Annotated in this window: 21 protein-coding genes; 11 read left to right on the top strand and 10 right to left on the bottom strand. The window is 54.0% G+C overall.

Going from position 1 to position 23357, the window contains the following annotated elements; translation table 11 throughout:
* Nucleotides 1–306 precede the first annotated feature (306 nt).
* Entirely contained in the window at nucleotides 307–1809 is a 1503-nt protein-coding gene (locus CVE23_RS13965) for a glucan biosynthesis protein G (protein WP_107759778.1), read from the top strand.
* Nucleotides 1802–4354, top strand: a complete 2553-nt coding sequence (gene mdoH, locus CVE23_RS13960; protein WP_100849777.1) for a glucans biosynthesis glucosyltransferase MdoH — start codon at nucleotides 1802–1804, stop codon at nucleotides 4352–4354. The genes CVE23_RS13965 and mdoH overlap by 8 nt, the downstream gene beginning before the upstream one ends.
* 103 nt (nucleotides 4355–4457) lie before the next feature.
* On the opposite strand, the gene mdtG is transcribed toward mdoH, so the two are convergent.
* The 3 genes from mdtG to CVE23_RS13945 form a co-directional block, all read right to left on the bottom strand.
* Nucleotides 4458–5684: a multidrug efflux MFS transporter MdtG gene (gene mdtG / locus CVE23_RS13955; protein ID WP_038919532.1), complete on the bottom strand. Its 1227-nt coding sequence runs from the start codon at nucleotides 5682–5684 to the stop codon at nucleotides 4458–4460.
* A gap of 30 nt (nucleotides 5685–5714) precedes the next feature.
* Nucleotides 5715–6635 carry a Kdo(2)-lipid IV(A) acyltransferase gene (locus CVE23_RS13950; RefSeq protein ID WP_100849776.1) on the bottom strand — a complete coding sequence of 307 codons (921 nt, stop codon included), beginning with the start codon at nucleotides 6633–6635 and terminating at the stop codon, nucleotides 5715–5717.
* Between the two features lie 230 nt (nucleotides 6636–6865).
* Nucleotides 6866–7963, bottom strand: coding sequence for an NADH:flavin oxidoreductase/NADH oxidase (locus tag CVE23_RS13945; RefSeq protein ID WP_100849775.1), 1098 nt, complete (start codon nucleotides 7961–7963; stop codon nucleotides 6866–6868).
* 209 nt (nucleotides 7964–8172) lie between these two features.
* Here CVE23_RS13945 and trhO point away from each other — a divergent pair, with 209 nt between their 5' ends.
* Nucleotides 8173–9231 (top strand): oxygen-dependent tRNA uridine(34) hydroxylase TrhO, encoded by a 1059-nt coding sequence (gene trhO / locus CVE23_RS13940; RefSeq protein ID WP_100849774.1) that lies wholly within the window; start codon nucleotides 8173–8175, stop codon nucleotides 9229–9231.
* 48 nt (nucleotides 9232–9279) lie between these two features.
* Here trhO and CVE23_RS13935 read toward each other — a convergent pair whose 3' ends face one another.
* From CVE23_RS13935 to pyrC, 5 genes are all read right to left on the bottom strand, one after another.
* Complete coding sequence (locus tag CVE23_RS13935; protein ID WP_038667996.1) at nucleotides 9280–9858, bottom strand: YceI family protein; 579 nt, start codon at nucleotides 9856–9858, stop codon at nucleotides 9280–9282.
* Between the two features lie 28 nt (nucleotides 9859–9886).
* On the bottom strand, nucleotides 9887–10441 hold the full coding sequence (locus tag CVE23_RS13930) for a cytochrome b (protein WP_038667998.1): 555 nt from the start codon (nucleotides 10439–10441) through the stop codon (nucleotides 9887–9889).
* Nucleotides 10442–10820: 379 nt separating this feature from the next.
* Entirely contained in the window at nucleotides 10821–11075 is a 255-nt protein-coding gene (bssS, locus tag CVE23_RS13925) for a biofilm formation regulator BssS (protein WP_013318447.1), read from the bottom strand.
* Between the two features lie 296 nt (nucleotides 11076–11371).
* Nucleotides 11372–11614, bottom strand: coding sequence for a DNA damage-inducible protein I (gene dinI / locus CVE23_RS13920; RefSeq protein ID WP_038919528.1), 243 nt, complete (start codon nucleotides 11612–11614; stop codon nucleotides 11372–11374).
* Nucleotides 11615–11724: 110 nt separating this feature from the next.
* Complete coding sequence (pyrC, locus tag CVE23_RS13915; protein WP_038919526.1) at nucleotides 11725–12768, bottom strand: dihydroorotase; 1044 nt, start codon at nucleotides 12766–12768, stop codon at nucleotides 11725–11727.
* 180 nt (nucleotides 12769–12948) lie between these two features.
* Here pyrC and CVE23_RS13910 point away from each other — a divergent pair, with 180 nt between their 5' ends.
* Entirely contained in the window at nucleotides 12949–13236 is a 288-nt protein-coding gene (locus CVE23_RS13910; protein WP_038919524.1) for a putative quinol monooxygenase, read from the top strand.
* A gap of 71 nt (nucleotides 13237–13307) precedes the next feature.
* Here the strand turns inward: CVE23_RS13910 and rne are convergent, their stop codons facing one another.
* Nucleotides 13308–16493 (bottom strand): ribonuclease E, encoded by a 3186-nt coding sequence (gene rne, locus CVE23_RS13905; RefSeq protein ID WP_100849773.1) that lies wholly within the window; start codon nucleotides 16491–16493, stop codon nucleotides 13308–13310.
* Between the two features lie 578 nt (nucleotides 16494–17071).
* On the opposite strand from rne, the gene rluC reads away from it, so the two are divergent.
* Nucleotides 17072–18028, top strand: coding sequence for a 23S rRNA pseudouridine(955/2504/2580) synthase RluC (gene rluC / locus CVE23_RS13900; protein WP_100849772.1), 957 nt, complete (start codon nucleotides 17072–17074; stop codon nucleotides 18026–18028).
* 54 nt (nucleotides 18029–18082) lie between these two features.
* On the opposite strand, the gene CVE23_RS13895 is transcribed toward rluC, so the two are convergent.
* Nucleotides 18083–18667 (bottom strand): Maf family protein, encoded by a 585-nt coding sequence (locus CVE23_RS13895; RefSeq protein ID WP_038921030.1) that lies wholly within the window; start codon nucleotides 18665–18667, stop codon nucleotides 18083–18085.
* Between the two features lie 160 nt (nucleotides 18668–18827).
* Here CVE23_RS13895 and yceD point away from each other — a divergent pair, with 160 nt between their 5' ends.
* Genes yceD through fabG form a run of 6 tightly spaced genes read left to right on the top strand, consistent with a single transcriptional unit; the run spans nucleotide 18828 to nucleotide 23264 of the window.
* Nucleotides 18828–19349 (top strand): 23S rRNA accumulation protein YceD, encoded by a 522-nt coding sequence (gene yceD, locus CVE23_RS13890; protein ID WP_038668008.1) that lies wholly within the window; start codon nucleotides 18828–18830, stop codon nucleotides 19347–19349.
* A 16-nt stretch (nucleotides 19350–19365) separates the two neighbouring features.
* Entirely contained in the window at nucleotides 19366–19536 is a 171-nt protein-coding gene (gene rpmF / locus CVE23_RS13885; protein ID WP_012769343.1) for a 50S ribosomal protein L32, read from the top strand.
* Between the two features lie 26 nt (nucleotides 19537–19562).
* Nucleotides 19563–20609: a phosphate acyltransferase PlsX gene (gene plsX, locus CVE23_RS13880; protein WP_038919521.1), complete on the top strand. Its 1047-nt coding sequence runs from the start codon at nucleotides 19563–19565 to the stop codon at nucleotides 20607–20609.
* A gap of 6 nt (nucleotides 20610–20615) precedes the next feature.
* Nucleotides 20616–21566: a beta-ketoacyl-ACP synthase III gene (locus CVE23_RS13875; protein ID WP_038919520.1), complete on the top strand. Its 951-nt coding sequence runs from the start codon at nucleotides 20616–20618 to the stop codon at nucleotides 21564–21566.
* Between the two features lie 19 nt (nucleotides 21567–21585).
* On the top strand, nucleotides 21586–22515 hold the full coding sequence (gene fabD / locus CVE23_RS13870) for an ACP S-malonyltransferase (RefSeq protein ID WP_038919519.1): 930 nt from the start codon (nucleotides 21586–21588) through the stop codon (nucleotides 22513–22515).
* 14 nt (nucleotides 22516–22529) lie between these two features.
* On the top strand, nucleotides 22530–23264 hold the full coding sequence (gene fabG, locus CVE23_RS13865) for a 3-oxoacyl-ACP reductase FabG (protein ID WP_013318435.1): 735 nt from the start codon (nucleotides 22530–22532) through the stop codon (nucleotides 23262–23264).
* The last annotated feature ends 93 nt before the right edge of the window (nucleotides 23265–23357 follow it).

Genomic DNA, 23357 nt, shown 5'->3' with positions numbered 1-23357 from the left:
TACTGCGGTCATGTGAGAGGAAAATTTACCCTCGTTTCTCAACGGACTAATCCTAGGCATTTTTAGGGCGATATCCGTTATGGTTTTTCATCCTGAAAAGGCGGTTTGTCATTTAGGCGCGTCGATGTTGTTTAAACGATGACCTATTATGATGAACCATTCTTTTCTCAAGTTGTCGGAAAGCTAACTTATCCATTAATATGGGTTTTAGTTGATTTAGGCACACATACAGGGGGAGATGTGCTGGTTAATAAATTTAGGGTTAAGCAGCGGGTTGCTAATCTTCGCTGGGTTTCAGCTGCGGTCATGCTGTCTCTGACATCATTGCACGCTTGGGCTTTTTCCATTGACGATGTTGCGCAGAAGGCGGAAAAGCTTGCTGAAAAGGGGTATGAAGCGCCAAAGAGTAATCTTCCGGCCCAGTTTCGCGACATGAAATTCGCCGATTATCAGCAGATTCGCTTCAACCAGGACAAATCCTACTGGAATTCGGACCAGACGCCTTTCAAACTGCAGTTCTACCATCAGGGTATGTATTTTGACATTCCGGTCAAAATCAATGAAGTGACTGCCACTGAAGTCAACGAAATCAAATACTCTACCGACTATTTCAATTTTGGTTCCGTCAACCACGATCCGGCGACGGTGAAAGATCTGGGTTTCGCAGGCTTCAAGGTCCTGTACCCGATCAACAAAGCGGATAAGCACGACGAAATCCTCAGTATGCTGGGGGCGAGCTATTTCCGCGTGGTGGGTAAAGGACAAGTGTATGGTCTGTCGGCCCGCGGCCTGGCTATCGACACGGCGTTACCGTCCGGCGAGGAGTTCCCGCGTTTCCGCGAATTCTGGATTGAGCATCCGAAGCCGGAAGACAAACACCTGGTGATTTACGCGTTGCTGGATTCTCCGCGTTCCGTCGGCGCCTATCGCTTTGTGCTCTATCCGGGCAGCGACAGCATGATGGATGTGGAAGCCAAGGTTTATCTGCGCGACAAAGTGGGCAAACTGGGCGTAGCGCCGCTGACCAGCATGTTCCTGTTTGGGCCGAACCAGCCGTCTCCGACGCTGAACTATCGTCCGGCGCTGCATGACTCCAACGGCTTGTCTATCCATGCCGGCAACGGCGAGTGGATCTGGCGTCCGCTGAATAATCCGAAGCACCTGGCGGTGAGCACCTATACGATTGAGAATCCGAAAGGCTTCGGGTTGCTGCAGCGTGGTCGCGATTTCTCCGGTTATGAAGATCTGGACGATCGTTACGATTTGCGTCCCAGCGGCTGGATTGAAACCAAAGGCGACTGGGGTAAAGGCAAGGTAGAACTGGTAGAGATTCCGACCGCGGATGAAACCAACGATAACATCGTGGCTTTCTGGACGCCGGAAAACCTGCCTGAGAAAGGCAAACCGCTGGAAGTTAAATACCGCCTGCATTTCACCAAGGATGAAGAAGCGCTGCATTCGCCGGAACAGGCCTATGTGATGCAGACCATGCGTTCAACCGGCGATGTGAAACAGTCCAATCTGATTCGTCAGCCGGACGGCACCACTGCATTCCTGGTCGATTTCGCCGGCGGCAAAATGAAGGAGCTGGATCCGAATGCGCCGGTCGCGTCACAAGTCAGTATCGGTGACAACGGCGAAATTGTGGAAAACACTGTTCGCTATAATCCGGTAACCCATGGCTGGCGTCTGACACTGCGTATGAAAGTGAAAGACAACAAGCAGCCGACGGAAATGCGAGCGGCATTGGTCAATGGTGAAACTACATTGACTGAAACCTGGAGCTATCAGCTGCCTGCTAATGAATAAATCAACTTCTACTCTCGAGTATATCGAGAAATTGCCTCTGCCTGCCGAGCAGGCAGAGGCCCTGCGTGAGAGCTTGTCCTCGTCTCAGGATCTGTCTTCCCTGCATCATTCTTTGTCTGATGATTCTGTCGTCACTATGCAATCGCCGGATGATGTTCCGCTGGTTTCCGTACCGCGTCGTCTGGAACTGGCGTGGGAAGACGGGTTGAACGGCGGTAAGCAACTGGGTAAAGACCGTGAAGGGCGTACTGCGCTGCAGGCGATGCCGCGTATCACTCGTGCTTCTATGTTCCCTGATGCCTGGCAGACGAACCCGATGGTGCGCTGGTGGGATATGCTCAACGGGCGCTCCAAACCACTTCGTCATCAGTACAAGACGGCGGAAGAGAACGAAGCGGAAAATCGCTGGCGCAGGGTAGGGACGTTGCGCCGCTATATCCTGTTGTTGCTGACGCTGTTCCAAACCGCTATTGCTACCTGGTATATGAAGACCATTCTTCCTTATCAGGGGTGGGCGCTGATCGATCCTTTCGCGATGGTGCATCAGGACGTATGGCGTACGGTTATGCAACTGCTGCCTTATGTGCTGCAGAGTGGGATTTTGATCCTGTTCGCTATCCTGTTCTGTTGGGTCTCGGCCGGTTTCTGGACCGCGTTGATGGGGTTCCTGCAGCTGCTGATCGGCAAGGACAAATACAGTATCTCGTCGACAACGACCGGCAATGAGCCGCTGAATCCGGAACACCGCACGGCGCTGATCATGCCGATCTGCAATGAAGATGTGGAACGTGTGTTTGCGGGATTGCGGGCGACTTACGAGTCGGTTGCGGCTACCGGCGAGCTGGATCATTTCGACATTTATGTGCTCAGCGATAGTAACGATCCGGATATTTGCGTCGCCGAACAGAAAGCGTGGATGGATTTGTGTCGTGAAGTTGGCGGTGCGGGTCGAATCTTCTATCGCCGTCGCCGTCGCCGTGTGAAGCGTAAGAGCGGCAATATCGACGATTTCTGCCGTCGCTGGGGCAATCAGTACAGCTATATGGTGGTGCTGGATGCCGATAGCGTCATGAGCGGCGAGTGCCTGACTTCGCTGGTTCGGTTGATGGAAGCCAACCCGAGAGCTGGGATTATCCAGTCTGCACCGCGTGCATCGGGTATGGATACGCTGTATGCCCGCTGCCAACAGTTTGCTACTCGTGTTTATGGCCCGCTGTTCACCGCCGGTTTGCACTTCTGGCAATTGGGTGAATCCCATTACTGGGGTCATAACGCCATTATCCGTGTTAAACCGTTCATTGAGCATTGCGCACTGGCGCCGCTGCCGGGTGAAGGGTCGTTTGCCGGTTCCATCCTGTCGCATGACTTTGTTGAAGCCGCGCTGATGCGTCGTGCCGGGTGGGGCGTGTGGATTGCCTACGATCTACCGGGTAGCTATGAAGAGCTGCCGCCTAACCTGCTGGATGAATTGAAACGCGACCGTCGCTGGTGTCACGGTAACCTGATGAACTTCAGGCTGTTCCTGGTTAAAGGCATGCATCCGGTGCACCGTGCGGTGTTCCTGACCGGGGTCATGTCTTACCTGTCCGCGCCGTTGTGGTTCATGTTCCTGGCGCTCTCCACGGCATTGCAGGTGGTGCATACGCTGATGGAGCCGCAGTACTTCCTGCAACCTCGCCAGCTGTTTCCGGTATGGCCGCAGTGGCGGCCGGAACTGGCGATAGCTTTGTTCTCGACAACATTGGTTCTGTTGTTCCTGCCGAAATTGCTGAGCGTCATTCTGGTATGTGCTAAAGGTGCTAAGTCTTACGGCGGAGTGGCCAAGCTGTTTATCTCGCTGCTGATTGAAATGCTGTTTTCCGTGCTGCTGGCGCCGGTACGCATGCTGTTCCACACCGTGTTTGTGGTCAGCGCGTTTCTGGGATGGTCGGTGCAGTGGAAATCACCGCAGCGTGATGATGATGCGACACCCTGGAGCGAAGCCTTCACCCGCCATGGTTCTCAGCTGCTGCTGGGACTGGTTTGGGCGATTGGCATGGCATGGCTGGATTTGCGCTTCCTGTGGTGGCTGGCGCCTATCGTATTCTCGTTGATCCTGTCGCCGCTGGTATCAGTACTGTCCAGCCGTGCCGGCGTGGGGCTGGCCTGCAAACGCGCCAAGCTGCTGCTGATCCCGGAAGAGTTCGAGCCGCCGCGTGAACTGGTGGCGACCGATGAGTATTTCCGTCGCAATCGTGAGCGCAAGCTGGAGCATGGTTTCATGCATGCGATCTTTGATCCGTCAATCAACGCGCTGACCAGCGCAATGGCGACGGCGCGTCACCGCTTCAGCAAGCCGATTGAGGATATGCGTGAACAACGCGTCAATGATGCACTGAGTCGCAAACCGCAGGATGTTGATGGCAATCTGCGTCTGGCGTTGATTAGCGATCCGGTGACGTTGGCTCGCCTGCACCATCGGGTGTGGAGTCAGCCGGATACTCACAGCGACTGGCGAAGCCATTACCAGACGCTCGCCGCTCCGGTGATTAAAAGCGCCCAGTAAGTCAGGGTGATCGACGAAAAAGCAACGGCCAGTCCGTTGCTTTTTTTATGGGCTGATTCTGTCCATTATCAGGATTACGTTCATCCCACACCGGAGAACCGCTTTATTCAGGTTCAGATACCGGTATGCGATTGGGCTTGCGGCGTAGAGAGAACCATGAGTAGAACGCGTTGATCATCACGACGGCAGCGGTAACCAGAAATACGGCTCTGAACCCAAAGCTGGCGGAAATGCTGGCGCCCAGTAGCGGCCCCGTCACGTTGCCGACATCACGGAATGATTGGTTATAACTGAATATCCGGCCGGCGACCTGATGAGAAGAATGGTAGATCAGCAACGTTTGCACGGCGGGTAACAGTGCGCCGTCAGCGGCCCCCAGCAGGAAACGCAGCAACGCCAGTTGCCAGGGCGACTGTACGAACGCCATCGGGATGAGTAGTAGCACCGAGAGTATCAACATGGCGATCAGGATGCGCTCCGGGCCAATCTTGTCGCCGAGTTTTCCCAACCGTGGGGCGCTCAGCAGTGCCGATACGCCCGGAATGGCGGCGATAGCGCCGCTGATAAAGGCCAGATTATCGGTCTGACCCGCCAGTTCACGCACATACAACGTCAGAATTGGCGCGATAGAGCCGGTGGCTATCTGGATAATCATGGTTGTCACAAACAGGCTCATCACCAGATGCGGGTTTTTCAGTGAAATCATCACCTGGCGCCCGCTGAGCATGTCCTTTTTCCGAACGGGCTCAATTCGTTCCCGAATGAGAAAGAGCGTAATTAGAAAACAGATGAACAAGACCACCGCTGTGATGAAGAAGACCGGCCGCAAGCCAAAGGTATCCGCCAGATAGCCGCCTAAGAGCGGCCCGAGCAGCGCACCGCCCACTGCGCCGGTGGACAGGGTTCCCAGCGCCCAGCCGCTACGATTGCGGGGAACCTGGGTGGCGATCAGCGCATTGGCATTCGGCACGAAGCCGCCCAGGATACCCAATGCCGCTCTGAGCAGCAGGAATTGCCAGATATTTTGCACCAGCCCCATCAACGCCATCACTATCGCCATTCCTAACGCAGAGCGCAGTAGCATCAGCTTGCGCCCTTTACGATCGGCAAGACGTCCCCAGAACGGCGAAGCGATAGCTGAAAACAGGAAGGTAATGCTGAAAACCACGCCCGACCACAGATTCAATTCTTCATGGCCCTGTATGCCGAGTTGCTCAACATACAGTGAAAGAAAAGGCATGACCAGGCTGAAAGCGGCCCCGGTAAAGAAACACCCTAACCAGGCGATGTAGAGGTTGCGTTTCCAGTCAATCGGGGCGGTATCATCCATCGTATTTTCCTGACTGGGTTGTCCCAGGGCTTAGTACAGCGAAGGTTCCCCGACAGGGCGTGTTTTGAAGCGTCGATGCAGCCACATATATTGGTCCGGCGCCAACAGGATATTTTCTTCAACCAGTTTGTTCATCCAGGCGGCGGTCGCTTCTTCGCTTTCCTGCGGAATATCCAGCTGTGCCGGCTGAATAATCAATTCATAACCCCTGGCATCCGGCAGGCGGCGGGGAACAAACGGGACGATAGCGGGTTTGGCGGCTCGGGCCAGCATGTAACTGCCGACTGTGGTCGCCGTTTTCTCGACGGCAAATAAGGGAACGAATACGCTACTGCGCGGACCGTAGTCATGGTCGGGAGCGTACCAGATAATTTCGCCCTGTTTCAGGGCGCGAATCATGCCTTTTAAATCCTTGCGATCCAGCATAGATTTGTTGGAACGCATTCTGCCCCTGGTTTGCAGCCAGTCGATCAGCTTATTGTCATTGGGTCGGTAAACGCCGATCCCGGCATTTTGCAGACCGAAGATGCGCGCGCCCAATTCCAGGGTCAGAAAATGCAGACCAATCAACAATACGCCGCGCTTTTGCTCACGCAGAGGCTGCATATTTTCAATACCGATCACCTTGAACCAGCGCTCTACCCGCCAGTCAGGCCAGAACCACGCCATACCGGTTTCCATCACCCCCATGCCGACGGATTCAAAGTTTTTCTTCACCAGTTGTTCCCGTTCTTCTGCGGGCATATCCGGAAAACAGAGTTGCAGATTACGATGGGCGATAGCGACGCGGCGTTTTAGAAAGTGCATGGACAATCTTCCCAGCCCGGTACCGATGCGGTAAATGAAAGGATAAGGCAGCAACACCAGCAGATAGAGAAGAACAATGCCTGACCACGTCGGCCAGTAGCGAGGGTGTAAGAGTGAGCGATGGAAAGAGGGGATTTGTGTCATAGCCTCAGTATCAAAATCAAAAAGCGGCGAACAACACGCCGACGGTTAACATAATGATCAGCGCTTTCCAACAGAATAGCCGAAAGCGGCGTTGTTAAGGAAAGAATACGCTTGTTGCTTTTATCCGCAAATTCAACACGGTATCTATAATAACATTTGAGGGATATGGGTTTTAGCGTTTGGTGACATTGGGCGGAACAGCCCCCGCACTGGCGGCGGGGGGCATCAATTTATAGCGGGGTGAACAGCCCTTTGGCGTAATGTGGTTCGCAGCGCCAGTACTGGGGAGGCGCGATAACTTTTTCTTTCAGCCGGATCGCCGCGTGCCACGGCCAGCGCGGATTGAACAAAATCGCACGCGCAAGGGCTACCGCATCCGCCTCTTCAGTTGCCAGAATCGCTTCTGCCTGTTCCGGTTCAGTGATCAAGCCGACGGCGATGGTCACCAACCCGGTTGCCTGACGAATTTTTTGTGCGAAAGGCACCTGATAATTGGGGGCGGGATGAATTTGTTGTAAGGGCGACAGACCGCCGCTGGAGACATGAATATAGTCGCACCCCAATTCGCGCAGCAATTTGCCGAGTTCAATAGATTGCGCCAGATCCCAGCCGCCTTCGACGGCATCAGTGGCGGAAATACGGACGCCCACGGCTTTATGCGGCGGAAACACTTCACGCACAGCCATATAGACCTCGCGCAGCAGGCGCATTCGGTTGGTCAGCGATCCCCCATATTCATCATCGCGCTGGTTGGTCAATGGCGAAAGAAATTGATGCAACAGGTAGCCGTGAGCGGCGTGGATCTCGATCAAATCGAACCCCAGCCGATCTGCCCGTCTGGCCGAGGCGGCAAAGGCATCAATCAGGTTCTTGATTTGATCGTGGCTCATGGCGACAGGCGGGGTGTCATCCGGGTGGTAAGGCAAGGCGGAAGGCGCCACTGTCTGCCAGCCGCCTTGCTCTGGGGGCAGGAAGGTTCGATTGGCCCAGGGCGCGCCGGTTGAGGCTTTGCGGCCGGCATGGCCGAGCTGGATGCCCAACGGGATGGCTGAATGTTTGCGGATGCCCCGTACAACCGGCGCCAGTGCACGTTCGGTATCGTCGTCCCACAGGCCGAGGTCCTGTGGCGAGATGCGCCCTTCCGGCAGGACGGCGGTGGCTTCCAGAATCAATAATCCGGCGCCGGAATGCGACAACGTACCCAGATGCATCATGTGCCATTCGGTCGCTTTACCATTTTCAGCTGAGTACTGGCACATCGGCGCGATGATGATGCGGTTTGGCAGCGTCAGGTTTCCCAATGCCAATGGGCTGAACAGTTTGCTCATGAAGATAACCTCCGTCTGAGATATACCCGGGAAACATTGCCAGAGATGTCGCTGCGCCTGAAATAACGATTTCACATTCCGATATGCACGTCATTCACTGACACTATGCTATCCCTCGTGTATGATGCGGCGGCAATTTATTGTTTGCGCAACATCGCCTTCATAATATTTTAACGCCATTCACCTCAATAAAAACAGGATCGTACACCATGCCAGTGTTACATAACCGTGTTTCCAATGAGGAACTGAAAGCGCGCATGCTCGCTGAAACCGAGCCGCGTACCACAGTGTCCTTTTACAAATATTTCCAACTGGATGACCCGCAAGCCTTCCGCGATGCGCTCTATATCGCCTTTAGCCATGTAAAGGTATTCGGCCGCGTTTATATCGCCAGAGAAGGCATTAACGCGCAGATCAGCGTTCCGGCCAGCCATTTTGAGGACTTTCGCCGCGCCCTGTTCGGCTCGCATCCGGCTCTGGACGGAATTCGGCTGAATGTCGCACTGGAAGATGACGGTAAGTCATTCTGGGTATTACGCATGAAAGTGCGGGATCGCATTGTCGCCGATGGCATTGATGACGCCAGCTTCGATCCGACCCAGGTCGGTCAGTATCTCAAAGCGGAAGAGGTCAACCGGATGGCGGACGATCCTGATACGTTGTTCGTGGATATGCGTAATCATTATGAGTATGAAGTCGGCCATTTTGAAAACGCGATTGAAGTGCCTTCCGATACGTTCCGCGAGCAGTTGCCGATGGCGGTCGATATGCTGGCGGACGCGCGCGACAAGAATATCGTGATGTATTGCACCGGCGGGATTCGCTGTGAAAAAGCCAGTGCCTACATGCTTCATCATGGTTTCAGAAATGTCTATCACGTGGAAGGCGGCATCATCGAATACGTGCGGCAGGCCAAAGCCAATGGGTTGCCCCTCAGGTTTATCGGCAAAAACTTTGTATTTGACGAACGGATGGGGGAACGAGTATCCGGGGATGTGATTGCCCATTGCCATCAATGCGGTGAGCCGTGCGATACCCATGTCAACTGTAAGAATCAGGGATGCCATTTACTGTTTATTCAATGCCCGACGTGCGCGGAAAAATATGAGGGATGCTGTAGCGCCGTGTGTCAGAATGAGATCCGGTTACCGCTTGAAGAGCAGCGTCAGCGCCGGAAAAATCGTGAAATCAGTATGAAGATCTTCAATAAGTCTAAAGGATTGCTGAATACCACTCTGGGTATTCCCGCCCCGGAAGAGAAAAAATAACGCTGATGGCGAAAAGCGCAGAGTCTATGAAAGACTCTGCGCAAATTATTATTTCTGACGAATACCTTCAACCGAAATGATCAGATCCACTTCCTGAGAAGCCGGGCCAAGATCGGTAGTGATATTAAAATCTTTCAGTTTAAGCTTTCCTTCGGCTTCGAAACCGGCACGATAATTCCCCCACGGGTCGTTACCCTGACCAATTGCTTTCGCTTCCAGCGTCAGCGGTTTAGTTACGCCATTCAATGTCAGATTGCCGGTAATTTTCAATTCATCGCCGTCTTTTTTCACTTCGGTGGATGCGAATGTCGCCTGAGGGTGCTTGGCGACATTCAGAAATTCGGCGCTGCGAATATGTTTATCACGTTCGGCATGATTGGTGTCAACGCTGTTGGTATTGATGGTTACGCTGACTTTGTCTGCGGAAGGATTATTTTCATCAAAGGTAAATGCGCCGTCGAAATCCTTGAAGGTACCGTATAACCAGCTGTATCCCAGATGCTTGATACGGAACTGAACAAACGCATGTTGTCCTTCCTTGTCAATTTTATAATCGGCAGCGGTAGCGGCTCCCGCGAAGCTAAACAGGGAAGCCATAGTCACGCCCAGAATTGCTTTCTTAAACATTGGTCTTTCTCCTTGAACCCAGAATGAATTAATCCGCCTGTCTACCCAACATGCGTTTTAACGTAGCGTCACGATCGATAAAGTGATGTTTAAATGCCGCCAGCGCATGCAAGACGGACAAAATGACGACCGCCCATGCAAGATACAAATGGATGGTACCGGCGGTATCCGCCTGATCCTGAATCCCGCTCAGCGTAGCGGGCACTGAGAACCAGCCAAAGACGGAAATTGGCTGACCTTCGGCGGTAGAAATCAGATAACCGCTAATCAGTATGCTGAATAACAACAGATACAGGAAAATATGCGCCAACGTGGCGCCGATACGGGTCAGTGTGGAATAGCTGGATAGCGGGCGAGGAGGAGGAGAAACCCAGCGCCATATCACCCGGAACAGCAGAGCCAGAAACAGCAATATGCCTATACCTTTATGTATTTCAGGCGCGTTGTGATACCAGGGATCGTAATATCCCAGGGCAACCATCCATAGCCCTAATGCAAACATGCCATACACTGTGGCAGCGGTAATCCAGTGCAGCAGCACGCTAATGTGCCCATAGCGGGTTGACGTATTACGCCAAAGCATTATTGAAATCCTTATCGTAGGTTAACCTTTGTTTCAGGAAATTAAACATCCGTAAACATAAAATCAATATAAAAATGACCTATCCAATATGATATTTTTATATTTCAATAAATTTGAAGGTGGTGCGGATTTATTATTCAGGATGACTGTGTAAGTTTATTAAAACATTTCTTTATTTATTTAAATTCAGGAAGATAAATGCTTTTTTATTAAATTGGGTTATTTGTTTTTCTGATTTTATTCTTTTGGTAATTTATTTTTATAAACAAATCAGATGCTAAATTTGTTGTAATGAAGATATAGACGGTAAGACACCGCTCTGGGGAGCGGTGTCAGGGGAGAGAATGGCATTGGTGAATGGTGATAAATATAAAAAATATTAATGCTTAAGATAGTCGGCAGGTTGATATTCATTCGATTCGATTTTGGCAATCCCAGCCTCAAGGATTGAGATAAGCTGTTTTGCCACGTCCGTGGTTAACCATAATGTCCGGTCAACCTGCGCCTCATCTGGCGCCTGGTCCGCCGTAGAAAGGTAATGCAGGCGGATCATCATTGCGTCATAACTGTCAACGGTACTGATATCCCAGCCTACTAGCGGGTGCGTTTGAATAATCTCATTTTTTCTGTCCATAAATACCCCTTATTGACTAGTTACTACCGTGAGTGACTAAACGAGGTTTAAGACGGCTCTTGTAGCTGAGCAATATCAGTATATCTCTGTCAGATTCATTTATGGAAATTAAATGTAAAAAAAACTCAAGTGGATGTTTCAGTTAATTATCTGGTGAAATGAACGATGATTCCTGAACAAAAATAGTACAGCTCGTTAATGTGAACGTGCGATTCAACGCGATATCCGAGGAAAAAATGAAGAGGCCAGACGCAAGAGGACTGGCCATTAGGTAACCTGTGCGGATGGAGAAAGGACTACTCGTTTTGAATAAACCAGTCGTCAGCGCTTTCCCATGTCTCCTGCAGGATCTCCGATATTCTCTCTTTATCGTCCTTGTTACCGCCAAAGACGCTCAGATTATTGGCGGCAGCGTAACGGACGTGTACGGGGGTATCCGGATAAATGCCATGAACCCGGTGACTCAGTTCATCGGTCAGCGCTTCAAGTGCGCCTGCGGGCAGCGGGGTCGTTTTTGCTATGGTAAGTTCAATACGCATGGTTGCCTTCTTATGTGACTGTGTTTTTATACAGTATATCAGGGAAGGCAACAACATGAATAAAAAATGCGTACAAAGTGACTCCCTGGCTGGCAGGGAGTTCGGCGCTATCAGGCGACAGACCAGTTCAGGCTCTGGCCGGCAAGAAACGGAATGATAGTTTCTTCGCCTGCGACAATTTCTTCCGGAAACTGCACCGGCTGGCGGCGTAATTCAAGCGTGCCTTCGTTAACCGGCAACCCGTAAAAGCGTGGGCCATTCAGGGAGCAGAACGCTTCCAGTTTATCCAGAGCGTTCAATTCCTCGAATACGGTGGCGTAGGCGCTCAATGAGGCCTGCGCGTTGAAAACGCCGGCACAGCCACAGGACGATTCTTTACGGTGTTTGGCATGCGGGGCGGAGTCGGTGCCGAGGAAGAATTTCTCGCTACCGCTGGCGACCGCTTCGCGCAGAGCCTGCTGGTGTGTGTTGCGCTTGAGGATCGGCAGGCAGTACAGATGCGGGCGGATGCCGCCCACCAGCATGTGATTGCGATTAAACATCAGATGCTGCGGAGTGATGGTGGCCGCAACGAAACGATCGGCAGACTGCACATACTGGGCGGCTTCGCGAGTGGTAATGTGCTCAAACACCACTTTCAATTCCGGGAACTGCTGGCGCAGCGGCTCCATGATGCGCTCGATGAAACGGGCTTCGCGATCGAAAATGTCGACTTCCGGATCGGTGACTTCGCCGTGAACCAGCAGCGGCATGCCCAGTTTTTGCATCGCTTCCAACACCGGGTAGATGGTTCTGATATCCGATACGCCGTGGCTGGAGTTGGTGGTGGCATGTGCCGGATAAAGCTTGGCGGCGGTAAAGACACCTTGTTGATAGCCCGAGATGATTTCGTTTTTGTCCAGCGACTCTGTCAGGTAACAGGTCATCAATGGCTGGAAGGTCTCGCCGGCTGGAACGGCGGATAAAATCCGCTGCCGATATGCTTCAGCCTGGGCCGCGGTAGTAATGGGCGGCGTCAGATTCGGCATCACGATCGCTCTGGCGAAAAGTCGGCTGGTATAGGGCAAAACAGCCTTGAGCATCTGATCGTCACGCAGATGAAGGTGCCAGTCGTCAGGACGACGAATCTTCAGAACATTCGGCAAGGGGGTCATGAAAAAACTCCGGCGGTCGGTAAATAACGTCCCTGAAACAGGGAGTGATATGGCGGGGGGTAAGCATAAGCGGAAAGTGTAGCGAATGCATCCGTTTGTTGTGAAAAGGTTGAAATTAGCCTGCAGTTGGCGTTTTATGGTTGGATATTCAATCGGTTGTTATATTCATGGAGTATTATGATGGAAATTCGTATCGTCGCCAGCGTTCAGGCTAAGCCGGAGTTCATTAACGATGTTGCGGCCGCTGTCCGGCAGGTTGTTGCGCCGAGCCGTCAGGAAGCCGGCAATCTGCAGTATGAGTTGCATGAAGAGTTGAACAAAACCGGTTCGTTCGTGTTCTTCGAACGCTGGAAAAGCCAGGAGGCTATCAACGAGCACGAGCAGACTGCGCATTTTCGCGCGCTTGTCGCTCAACTGGAAGGCAAGATCGATGGCATGGACATTAAGTTGCTGCAGCCGATTGCCTGAAAAATAATGCCCGTCATGGACGGGCATTAAATGGGAATAAGCACCCGCCGAAGCGAGGTGCTTTTTTTATATTATTCCACCGGCCGTGTCGCTGGCGCGCTGGCCTGATTCTCGGCAGCATGACCACCGGCAGAACCTTTACCGGTGAAGGCAAATGCCGGGCGCTGCCAGTCGCTGACGCGCGGTGCATCCGGAACATATGCCGGCGCAGGTGCGCGAGTCATCGGCGCGGCGGCATGGTGATGGCGGGCCGACACTACGGTCGTGGTCTCAGCTGGCTCCGGCGCGGCAACCGGCTCCTGAGCAACTGGCGTATTCTCAACCTGCACCGGCTCGTGAATAACCTGCGGTTGTTCAGTTACCTGCGTTTCGGCGGGTTCGCTGCTGGTTGTCGCGTCGCTATCAGCAACACCAACCTCATCAGCAACAACCGCGGCGGGAGCCTGTTCGACAGCCTCTTCAACACGAGCTGCGGTTTCCACGGGTTGTGGTACCGGCGCCGGTGTTACCTGAGGTTGAGGAATCTCTTCCTGTACGCTGGCGCCGAGATCCTGAGTCGCTTCGCTCTGCACGGTTTCTTGCTGCGTCGGAGCGGATACTACGGCTAGCGTTTCCGTTGCCGGGGCGTTTGCCGGAGCCGTATCCAGAACATCTACCGCTTCCGGGAGCGTAGCGACCGCTGCTGCCGCCAGTTCCGGTACGACTGAAAGCGGGGCGTCAATGGACTCGGATACCTGCTCTTCCACCAGCTCTGGTTGCTGCGGCTGGGCTACCGGATAGCGAATCCAGACTTTGCCTGAGGCCATTTCCGGTGAGGCTGAAGCCTGTGCCATCGGCATCGGCGACTGCGCCGGGTAGCGTTCATCGCGGTAACGACGACGACGCTGACCGCTGACTCGCAGATGGCGAGGCGAACGGCGAGATCGACGCGGCAGACCATTTTCGCGGTTGCTTTCAGCCGCGTCATTTTCCGTATCAGTTCCCTCAGCAGCCAATGCGACAGGTTCAGTCACTTCAACCACGGACGGTTCCTGAACGTACGGAACGGCGGGAAGCTGCGCTTCGACATTCTCTTCTGTGGCATCGCTGTCCTGAACCCGCACTTTCTGGGTCAGTTGGCGACGTTGACGACGCTGCATCACCTGTGCCGGTTTTTCCTGCTCGGCACCTGCGTCTTCCGCGTCGACAGCCACGGTGTTCAGCTCTTTAACTTCGCTCTGCGCCTGACGTTTTTCTTCCTGGCGGCGGCGTTGACGCTCGGCGCGCTGCTCACGACGTTGTTCATCACGCGCGGCTTTGTCTTGTGCAGAGACTTCCGCTACCGGCGCAGTTTCGATGTCGGCGTTCTGCGACGGCGTGCGCTTGTTACGGCGCTGTTCGTCACGCTCGCGCGGCTCGCGATTGTCGCGGGTGCGTTCGCGACGACCGGATTGGCGGCGGTTGTTTCGGCGTTCCTGCTTTTGTTCCTGCTCATCGGATGCCGATTCGACAGTTTCAGCCGGTTTGTCTTTGGCGTCGGCCGGCGCGGCAAAGATGCCTTTCAGCGCGCCGACAAAACGACCGAACAGACCACGTTCGGAAGAGGCCGGTTGTTTTTCCGCTTTCGGAGCGGCAACCGCCGGGGCTGGCTTGGTTTCAGCCGGCGGAATGTCCGACATGGTGAAGGACGCCAGAGCCGGCTGTTCCGGTACCCGACGTTCGGACACCTGTTCTTCCGGCGAGGGCTGTGATTCGACATCCAGCAGCTGAGGCAACATATAGCTCAGGGTCTGCTTTTCTTCGCCTTTGCGGATACGCAGTACGGAGTAGTGCGGGGTTTCCATACCGTCATGCGGTACGATAATGGCGCGAACGCCCCCCTGACGTTTCTCAATCGCGTTGACCGCTTCACGTTTCTCGTTAAGCAGATAAGATGCGATGGGAACAGGTACGATAGCGTGGACTTCTTTGGTGTTCTCTTTCAGCGCCTCTTCTTCAATCAGACGCAGGATCGACAACGACAGCGATTCATTGTCACGGATGGTGCCGGTGCCGCTACAGCGCGGGCAGACATGGTGACTGGATTCGCCCAGTGACGGGCTCAGACGCTGACGGGACATTTCCAGCAGACCAAAGCGGGAGATACGGCCGATCTGGATGCGGGCGCGATCCTGACGCACCGCGTCACGCAGGCGGTTTTCCACTTCGCGCTGATGGCGGACCGGGGTCATGTCGATGAAGTCGATGACGATCAAACCGCCCAGGTCGCGCAAGCGAAGCTGACGGGCAATCTCATCCGCCGCTTCCAGGTTGGTGTTAAAGGCGGTTTCTTCAATGTCGCCGCCGCGGGTTGCGCGAGCGGAGTTGATATCAATGGCGGTGAGCGCTTCGGTGGTGTCGATAACAATCGAGCCGCCGGAAGGCAGACGTACTTCACGCTGGAAAGCGGATTCGATCTGCGATTCGATCTGATAATGACTGAACAGCGGGATCTCGCCGGTATACAGCTTGATTTTACTGCTGAAATCCGGGCGCCCCAGCGCAGCGATATGCTCTTTGGCCAGTTCCAGAATTTTCGGGTTGTCGATCAGAATTTCGCCGATATCCGGACGCAGATAATCGCGGAACGCGCGAACGATAACGTTGCTTTCCTGATGGATCAGGAACGGCGCGGCACGACCTTCCGCCGCTTTCTTGATCGCTTCCCAGTGCTTCAGGCGAAACGCCAGATCCCACTGCAGTGCGTCGGCGGATTTGCCCACACCGGCGGTGCGGACGATCAAGCCCATACCGTCCGGCAGTTCCAGCGAGCCCAGCGCTTCTTTTAATTCGGTACGGTCATCCCCTTCGATACGGCGGGAAATACCGCCTGCCCGCGGGTTGTTCGGCATCAGCACCAGATAGCTGCCGGCCAGACTGATGAACGTGGTCAGCGCAGCGCCTTTGTTACCGCGCTCCTCTTTGTCCACCTGAACGATGACTTCCTGACCTTCACGAAGCACATCTTTGATGTTCGGGCGGCCATGCGCATTGTAGTTGCTGGGGAAGTATTCACGGGCGATTTCTTTGAGAGGGAGGAAGCCATGTCGCTCTGCGCCATAATCAACAAAAGCGGCTTCAAGGCTGGGTTCTATGCGGGTGATCTTGCCTTTGTAAATGTTTGCCTTTTTCTGTTCATGACCGGGGCTTTCAATGTCCAGATCGTAAAGCCGCTGACCATCAACCAAGGCAACACGCAACTCTTCCTGCTGAGTTGCGTTAATCAACATTCTTTTCATCGTACTTAACTCGTTATTTTTACTTGCATTATTGATAGAGCTGCGGATGAACGGAGGCATGACCGGAGGGGACCGATGGCCTCGTGTCTTATCGCAGGGGCGTCAACCTCACGGTTGTCGCCTGCATAGAGGCGCATGTTTCGGTAGCCTGTATTTCCTGATGGAATACAGCGCATTTACTGCGGGAACAGCTTCTGAAAATAGGTTGCCAGATCTGATTCCATATGCCGGCCAAGCTGCAAACCACAGCTCGCTAACTGCCTGATTATTCAATACGTCTTACGCCATTGCTGCGTTTATGAGTAATCCGGCAAAGATAATAATTCCGCAATTTCCCCTGTTTTACCGGAAATCAGCACGGAAAGCCAAAGCATTATTCCATTGCTGATACGTCGATAGCAAGGTGACTTTGCCTGTCAATATAAAGTTTGTTGTGCTGTTTTTAACCAAACTGAAACCAGTTGATGCTGAAATCAGTCGGGATGCGAACAGTAACAATATCTTCATAAGCCAGACTGACAGTTAAGCATAGAAAAAGATGTGGCGCTATCGGTGTGTGCTATTTAGAATCCGCCTCCATGAAAACAGAGAACCCAACCGTACAGTTTCTGACGGTTTCCTCCGAGGAAGCCGGTCAGCGAATCGACAATTTTTTGCGCACCCGGCTTAAAGGCGTGCCGAAAAGCATGATTTATCGCATCCTGCGCAAAGGCGAGGTGCGGGTGAATAAAAAGCGCATCAAGCCGGAATACAAGTTGCTGGATGGCGACGAAGTGCGCATTCCGCCGGTGCGTCAGTCGGAGCGTGAAGAACCGGCGGTTTCCGCCAGCCTGGATAAAGTCTCGGCGCTGGCTGATTGCATCCTTTATGAAGATGATTATCTGTTGCTCCTGAATAAACCGTCGGGCACGGCGGTGCACGGCGGCAGCGGACTCAGCTTCGGCGTGATTGAAGCTCTTAGAGCGTTGCGCCCTGAAGCGCGCTTCCTGGAACTGGTTCACCGTCTGGATCGTGACACTTCCGGCGTGTTGCTGGTGGCTAAAAAGCGCTCGGCGCTGCGTGCGTTGCACGAGCAGCTGCGCAGCAAGGGGATGCAGAAGGATTATCTGGCGCTGGTCCGCGGTCAGTGGCAGTCGCACTGTAAGGCGGTACAGGCGCCGCTATTGAAAAATGTGCTGCAAAGCGGTGAACGTATCGTCCGGGTTAATAGTGAAGGAAAGCCGTCTGAAACGCTGTTCAAGGTAGAAGAACGGTTCGATTGCACCACGCTGGTGCGCGCCAGCCCGATTACCGGGCGAACCCACCAGATTCGCGTTCACACCCAATATGCCGGGCACCCGATAGCGTTCGACGATCGTTACGGCGATCGTGAATTCGACGCCCAACTGGCGGATACCGGGCTCAAACGCCTGTTCCTGCATGCGCAGGCGCTGCGTTTTGAGCATCCTCACACCGGTGAGACGCTGCGTATTGAAGCGCCGCTTGATGCCGCCTTGCGTCATTGCCTGCAAGCTTTGCGGCAGCGCCAGAAATAAGCGTGCGCCGCGTCCCTGATTACCCGCAGGGACGTGGTTTGCACCTCGCCATCATCACGGTAATAACGGATTCACGCCTTCCTCTCGCAATAATTCCAGCAGCGTAATCAGCGGTAAACCGATCAGGGTATTGGGATCCCGGCCGGATAACCGGTCAAACAGCGCGATGCCAAGCCCTTCGCTTTTAAAGCTGCCGGCGCAGTCAAAGGGATGTTCGCAATCGACATAGCGTTCGATTTCGCATGTGCTGAGCGTACGGAAATGCACCTCGAACGGCTCTACTACGCATTGCAGACGCGCGGTTGCGCTGTTGAATAAGGCCAGTCCGGTATAAAAAGTGATGCATCGTCCGCTGGCCTGTTGCAATTGGCGTATGGCGTTTTCCCGGGTGTGAGGTTTGCCGGTGATGACGCCCTCCAGCACACAGACCTGATCGCTGCCGATGATCAGGTTGTCGGGATATCGCCCGGCCAGCGCGCGGGCTTTGCCGGTCGCCAGTCGGCCGACCAGTTCGCCGGCGCTTTCGCCGTCGGCCGGAGTTTCATCGATATCGGGCGCCGCGCAGACAAACGGCAGCCCCAGTTTTTCCAGCAGGGCTTTGCGGTACAGAGAGGTGGAAGCAAGGACAATTCGGGACATAAATGCAAACCAGGTCATAGCGTAATCAGAGAATGCATTTTAAACTGTCTGCCGCTTTAGAAGCGAATTTGGGTGTGCGAAGGCAAATTTGGGTGAAAGCACTGACATCGCCACCTTTTTCTTTGACTCTCCGTCGTTACGACGTTAATATGCGCGCCCTATGCAAAAGGTAAAATTACCCTTAACCCTTGATGCGGTTCGCACTGCTCAAAAGCGTTTAGATTATGTTGGTGTCTATACGGCTGAACAGGTGATGCGTGTTGCCGAATCAGTGGTTAGTGTGGACAGTGATGTGAATGCGACGCTGTCGTTCAGCATTGACAGCCAACGGCTGGCGGTGATTGATGGACAGGCTGATGTGACGGTGACGTTGCTGTGTCAGCGCTGCGGCAAGCCTTTCGAACATCAGGTCCACGCCACGTTCTGTTTTAGCCCGGTCATCAGTGATGAACAGGCCGAAGCCTTGCCGGAAGCGTATGAACCTATCGAAGTCAATGAGTTCGGTGAGGTTGATTTGCTGGCGATGGTTGAAGATGAGCTTATCCTCTCTTTGCCCATTGCGCCGGTGCATGATTCTGAACACTGTGAAGTGTCCGAAACGGATATGGTGTTTGGTCAGTTACCCGCCGAGGCGGAAAAACCGAATCCATTTGCCGTATTAGCCAGTTTAAAGCGTAAGTAATTAAGGAGTAAGGTCCATGGCCGTACAACAGAATAAACCTAGCCGTTCCAAACGTGGTATGCGTCGTGCTCACGATGCGCTGACCACTTCCGCTGTATCCGTAGATAAAGTTTCCGGCGAAACGCATCTGCGTCACCACGTCACTGCGGATGGTTACTACCGCGGTCGCAAGGTTGTTGCCAAGTAATTCCTGCGATTTAGCAAGGAAACACTTTGACGCGCCTAACCTTGGCGTTAGATGCAATGGGCGGGGACTTCGGTCCCTGCATTACAGTGCCTGCAGCGTTGCAGGCACTGGCTTCTAATCCAGACCTCCATCTGCTGCTGGTTGGCGACCCTTCTGCGCTTACTCCATTACTCGCTAAAGTCGATTCCCCTTTATTTTCCCGTTTGGAAATCGTGCCGGCTGAATCGGTAATAGCTGGCGATGCGCGTCCATCCCAGGCTATTCGTGCCAGTCGGGGGACATCTATGCGCATCGCTCTGGAGTTGATCAGGGAAGGGCGAGCGCAGGCCTGCGTTAGCGCAGGCAATACCGGCGCATTGATGGGGCTGGCGACATTATTGATCAAACCCATTGAGGGGATTGATCGTCCGGCATTGGTGACAATGCTGCCCCATCAGCAGCACGGGAAGAGCGTGGTGCTGGATTTGGGCGCGAATGTTGATTGCGATAGCGCAATGTTAGTGCAGTTCGCCGTGATGGGATCGGTCATGGCGGAAGAAGTGCTCGGATTGCAGAATCCGCGCGTGGCGTTGCTGAATATCGGTGAAGAAGAGAGCAAGGGGCTCGCTAGTATCCGGGGCGCAGCGGCGCAACTGAAAACCATGCCTTCGATTAACTATATCGGTTATCTGGAAGGCAACGAATTACTGACCGGCAAAACGGATGTGATGGTCTGTGACGGTTTCGTGGGAAACGTCACGTTGAAAACCATGGAAGGTGTAGTGCGAATGTTTCTGTCTCTCCTGAAGGGCTCGTCCGGCAGGGGAGAAAGTCGGCAAGCACAGCCATGGTGGTTGAAATTTTTAGGGCGCTGGTTGCAACGGCGTCTGGCCAGGCGGTTTGGACACCTGAACCCTGACCACTATAACGGCGCATGTCTGTTAGGATTACGTGGAACTGTCATAAAAAGCCACGGTGCAGCAAACCAGAATGCGTTTGCTGTTGCAATTGAACAGGCGATGCAGACGGTGCAGCGGCAACTCCCGGAGAGGATTGCGTCGCGACTAAAGGCTGTATTACCCAAGAGTGACTGAGCGTACATGTATACAAAGATTCTCGGAACGGGAAGCTATTTGCCCGAACAAATCAGGACGAACGCTGATTTAGAAAAAATGGTGGATACGTCGGACGAATGGATCGTCACACGTACCGGTATTCGCGAACGCCGCATTGCTGCTCCAGATGAAAGCGTTGCCTCCATGGGGTACCGTGCCGCGCAGAACGCGCTCGACATGGCGGGAGTCGACAGTAATCAGGTCGGCTTGCTTATCGTAGCGACCACGTCGTCCAGCCATGCTTTCCCCAGTTCGGCCTGCCAGATCCAGCAGATGCTGGGTATTAAAGACACGATCGCCTTTGATCTTGCCGCCGCCTGCGCGGGATTCGCCTATGCATTGAGCGTGGCCGATCAGTATGTGAAAAGCGGCGCGGTGGATTATGCATTGGTCATCGGTTCCGATGCCTTGTCCAGAACGCTCGACCCGGCCGATCGCGGCACTCTGATTCTGTTCGGCGACGCCGCTGGCGCTGTCTTGCTGGGCCGCTCGGAAGAGCCGGGAATCCTTTCCACGCATCTGCACGCAGATGGTCGCTATGGCGATCTTCTGACATTGCCTTATGCGGATCGCCAGGAACCGCAGCCTGCTTATTTGACGATGGCGGGCAACGAAGTATTTAAAGTCGCCGTAACGGAACTGGCCCACATTGTCGAAGAAACGCTGGATGCGTCCGGCCTGAATAAAAGCGAACTCGACTGGCTGGTCCCTCATCAGGCAAACCTGCGCATTATCAGCGCCACCGCTAAAAAACTAGGCATGGGCATGGATAAAGTGGTGGTGACGCTGGATCGTCACGGTAATACGTCCGCCGCTTCCGTTCCTTCCGCACTGGATGAGGCCGTCCGCGATGGTCGTATCCAGCGCGGTCAGTTGATTTTGCTGGAAGCGTTTGGCGGCGGCTTTACCTGGGGCTCTGCTCTGATTCGTTTTTGATTTATCAGGACGTATGACTATGACGAAATTTGCAATGGTATTTCCCGGTCAGGGTTCCCAGTCGGTGGGTATGCTGGCTGAACTGGCTGAAAAATTCCCGCTGATCAAAGAAACGTTTGACGAAGCCTCCTCGGTTCTGGGATATGATCTGTGGCAGCTTTCCCAGCAAGGACCAGCGGAAGAACTGAACAAGACCTGGCAGACCCAGCCGGCGCTGTTAACGGCGTCAGTCGCTCTGTGGCGCGTCTGGCGGCAGCAGGGCGGCGCGTTGCCGACGCTGATGTCCGGCCATAGCCTGGGCGAATATTCTGCACTGGTGTGCGCCGGCGTTCTGGATTTCAAGCAGGCGGTCAGCCTGGTTGAACTGCGCGGCAAACTGATGCAGGAAGCGGTACCGGAAGGGACCGGCGCAATGTATGCCATCATCGGTTTGGATAATGATGCGATTGCCGCAGCCTGTGCCGAAGCCGCGCAAGGTCAGGTAGTTTCGCCGGTCAACTTCAACTCGCCGGGGCAGGTGGTTATTGCCGGTAACAAAGAAGCGGTTGAGCGCGCGGGCGCAGCCTGTAAAGCTGCGGGTGCGAAACGCGCGTTGCCGTTGCCGGTCAGCGTACCTTCCCACTGTGCGCTGATGGAGCCGGCGGCCCGTAAGCTGGCGGATGCGCTGGAAGCGATCACCTTTAATGCGCCGGACGTACCGGTGGTCAATAATGTGGATGTTCGCGCTGAATCCGCACCGGAAGCGATTCGCAGCGCGCTGGTGCGCCAGTTGCATAACCCGGTCCGTTGGACGGAATGTGTCGAATACATGGCCGCGCAGGGTGTGGTTACCCTGGTGGAAACCGGCCCTGGTAAGGTGTTGACCGGGCTGACCAAACGAATCGTTGATAGTCTCACGGCAACGGCGATTAATGATCCTGCTTCCTTATCGGCAGCGCTTGAACAGTAAAAACGGTGAAGATAATGAATTTTGAAGGAAAAATTGCCCTGGTGACGGGCGCAAGTCGTGGCATTGGTCGGGCGATTGCCGAGACGCTGGCTGCCCGCGGCGCCACCGTAATCGGTACGGCCACCAGCGACAAAGGGGCGGCGGATATCAGCGAGTGGCTGGGGCCGAAAGGCAAAGGCTATGCGCTGAACGTTACGGATAGCGCCTCGATTGAAAGCGTTTTAGCCAGCATCAAAGAAGCGTTCGGCGATATTGATATTCTGGTGAATAACGCCGGTATTACGCGTGATGATCTGATGATGCGTATGAAAGACGAAGCCTGGCAGGAAGTGCTGGATACCAACCTGAGCTCCGTTTTCCGGCTGTCCAAGGCGGTGCTGCGCGCCATGATGAAAAAACGTTTTGGCCGCATCATCACTGTAGGGTCTGTCATCGGTTCCCGCGGCAACGCCGGTCAGGCCAACTATGCCGCCGCCAAGGCTGGACTGGTTGGCTTTAGCAAATCGCTGGCGCAGGAAGTCGCGTCTCGCGGCATCACCGTTAACGTGGTGGCGCCGGGCTTTATCGAAACCGATATGACGCGGGCATTGACAGAAGAACAGCGTGTGGGCATTTTGGCGAATGTTCCTGCCAACCGTCTGGGTGATGCGAAAGAAATCGCCAGCGCTGTAGCGTTTTTAGCCTCTGATGAGGCGGGTTACATTACTGGCGAAACATTGCATGTCAATGGTGGCATGTATATGATCTGATAAGCAACACCGTAATTTGCGTTAATTTGCAGCGAAAACTGCAAAAAGCACAAAATCTTGGTTCGACCAGTCTTGATTTTGTTGCATCTTTTT

It is taken from the genome of Dickeya fangzhongdai (genome assembly GCF_002812485.1).
Taxonomy (GTDB): Bacteria; Pseudomonadota; Gammaproteobacteria; order Enterobacterales; family Enterobacteriaceae; genus Dickeya; species Dickeya fangzhongdai.
The sequence above is the reverse complement of the archived record's forward strand: the minus strand, read 5'-3'. Positions and strand labels throughout refer to the sequence as shown.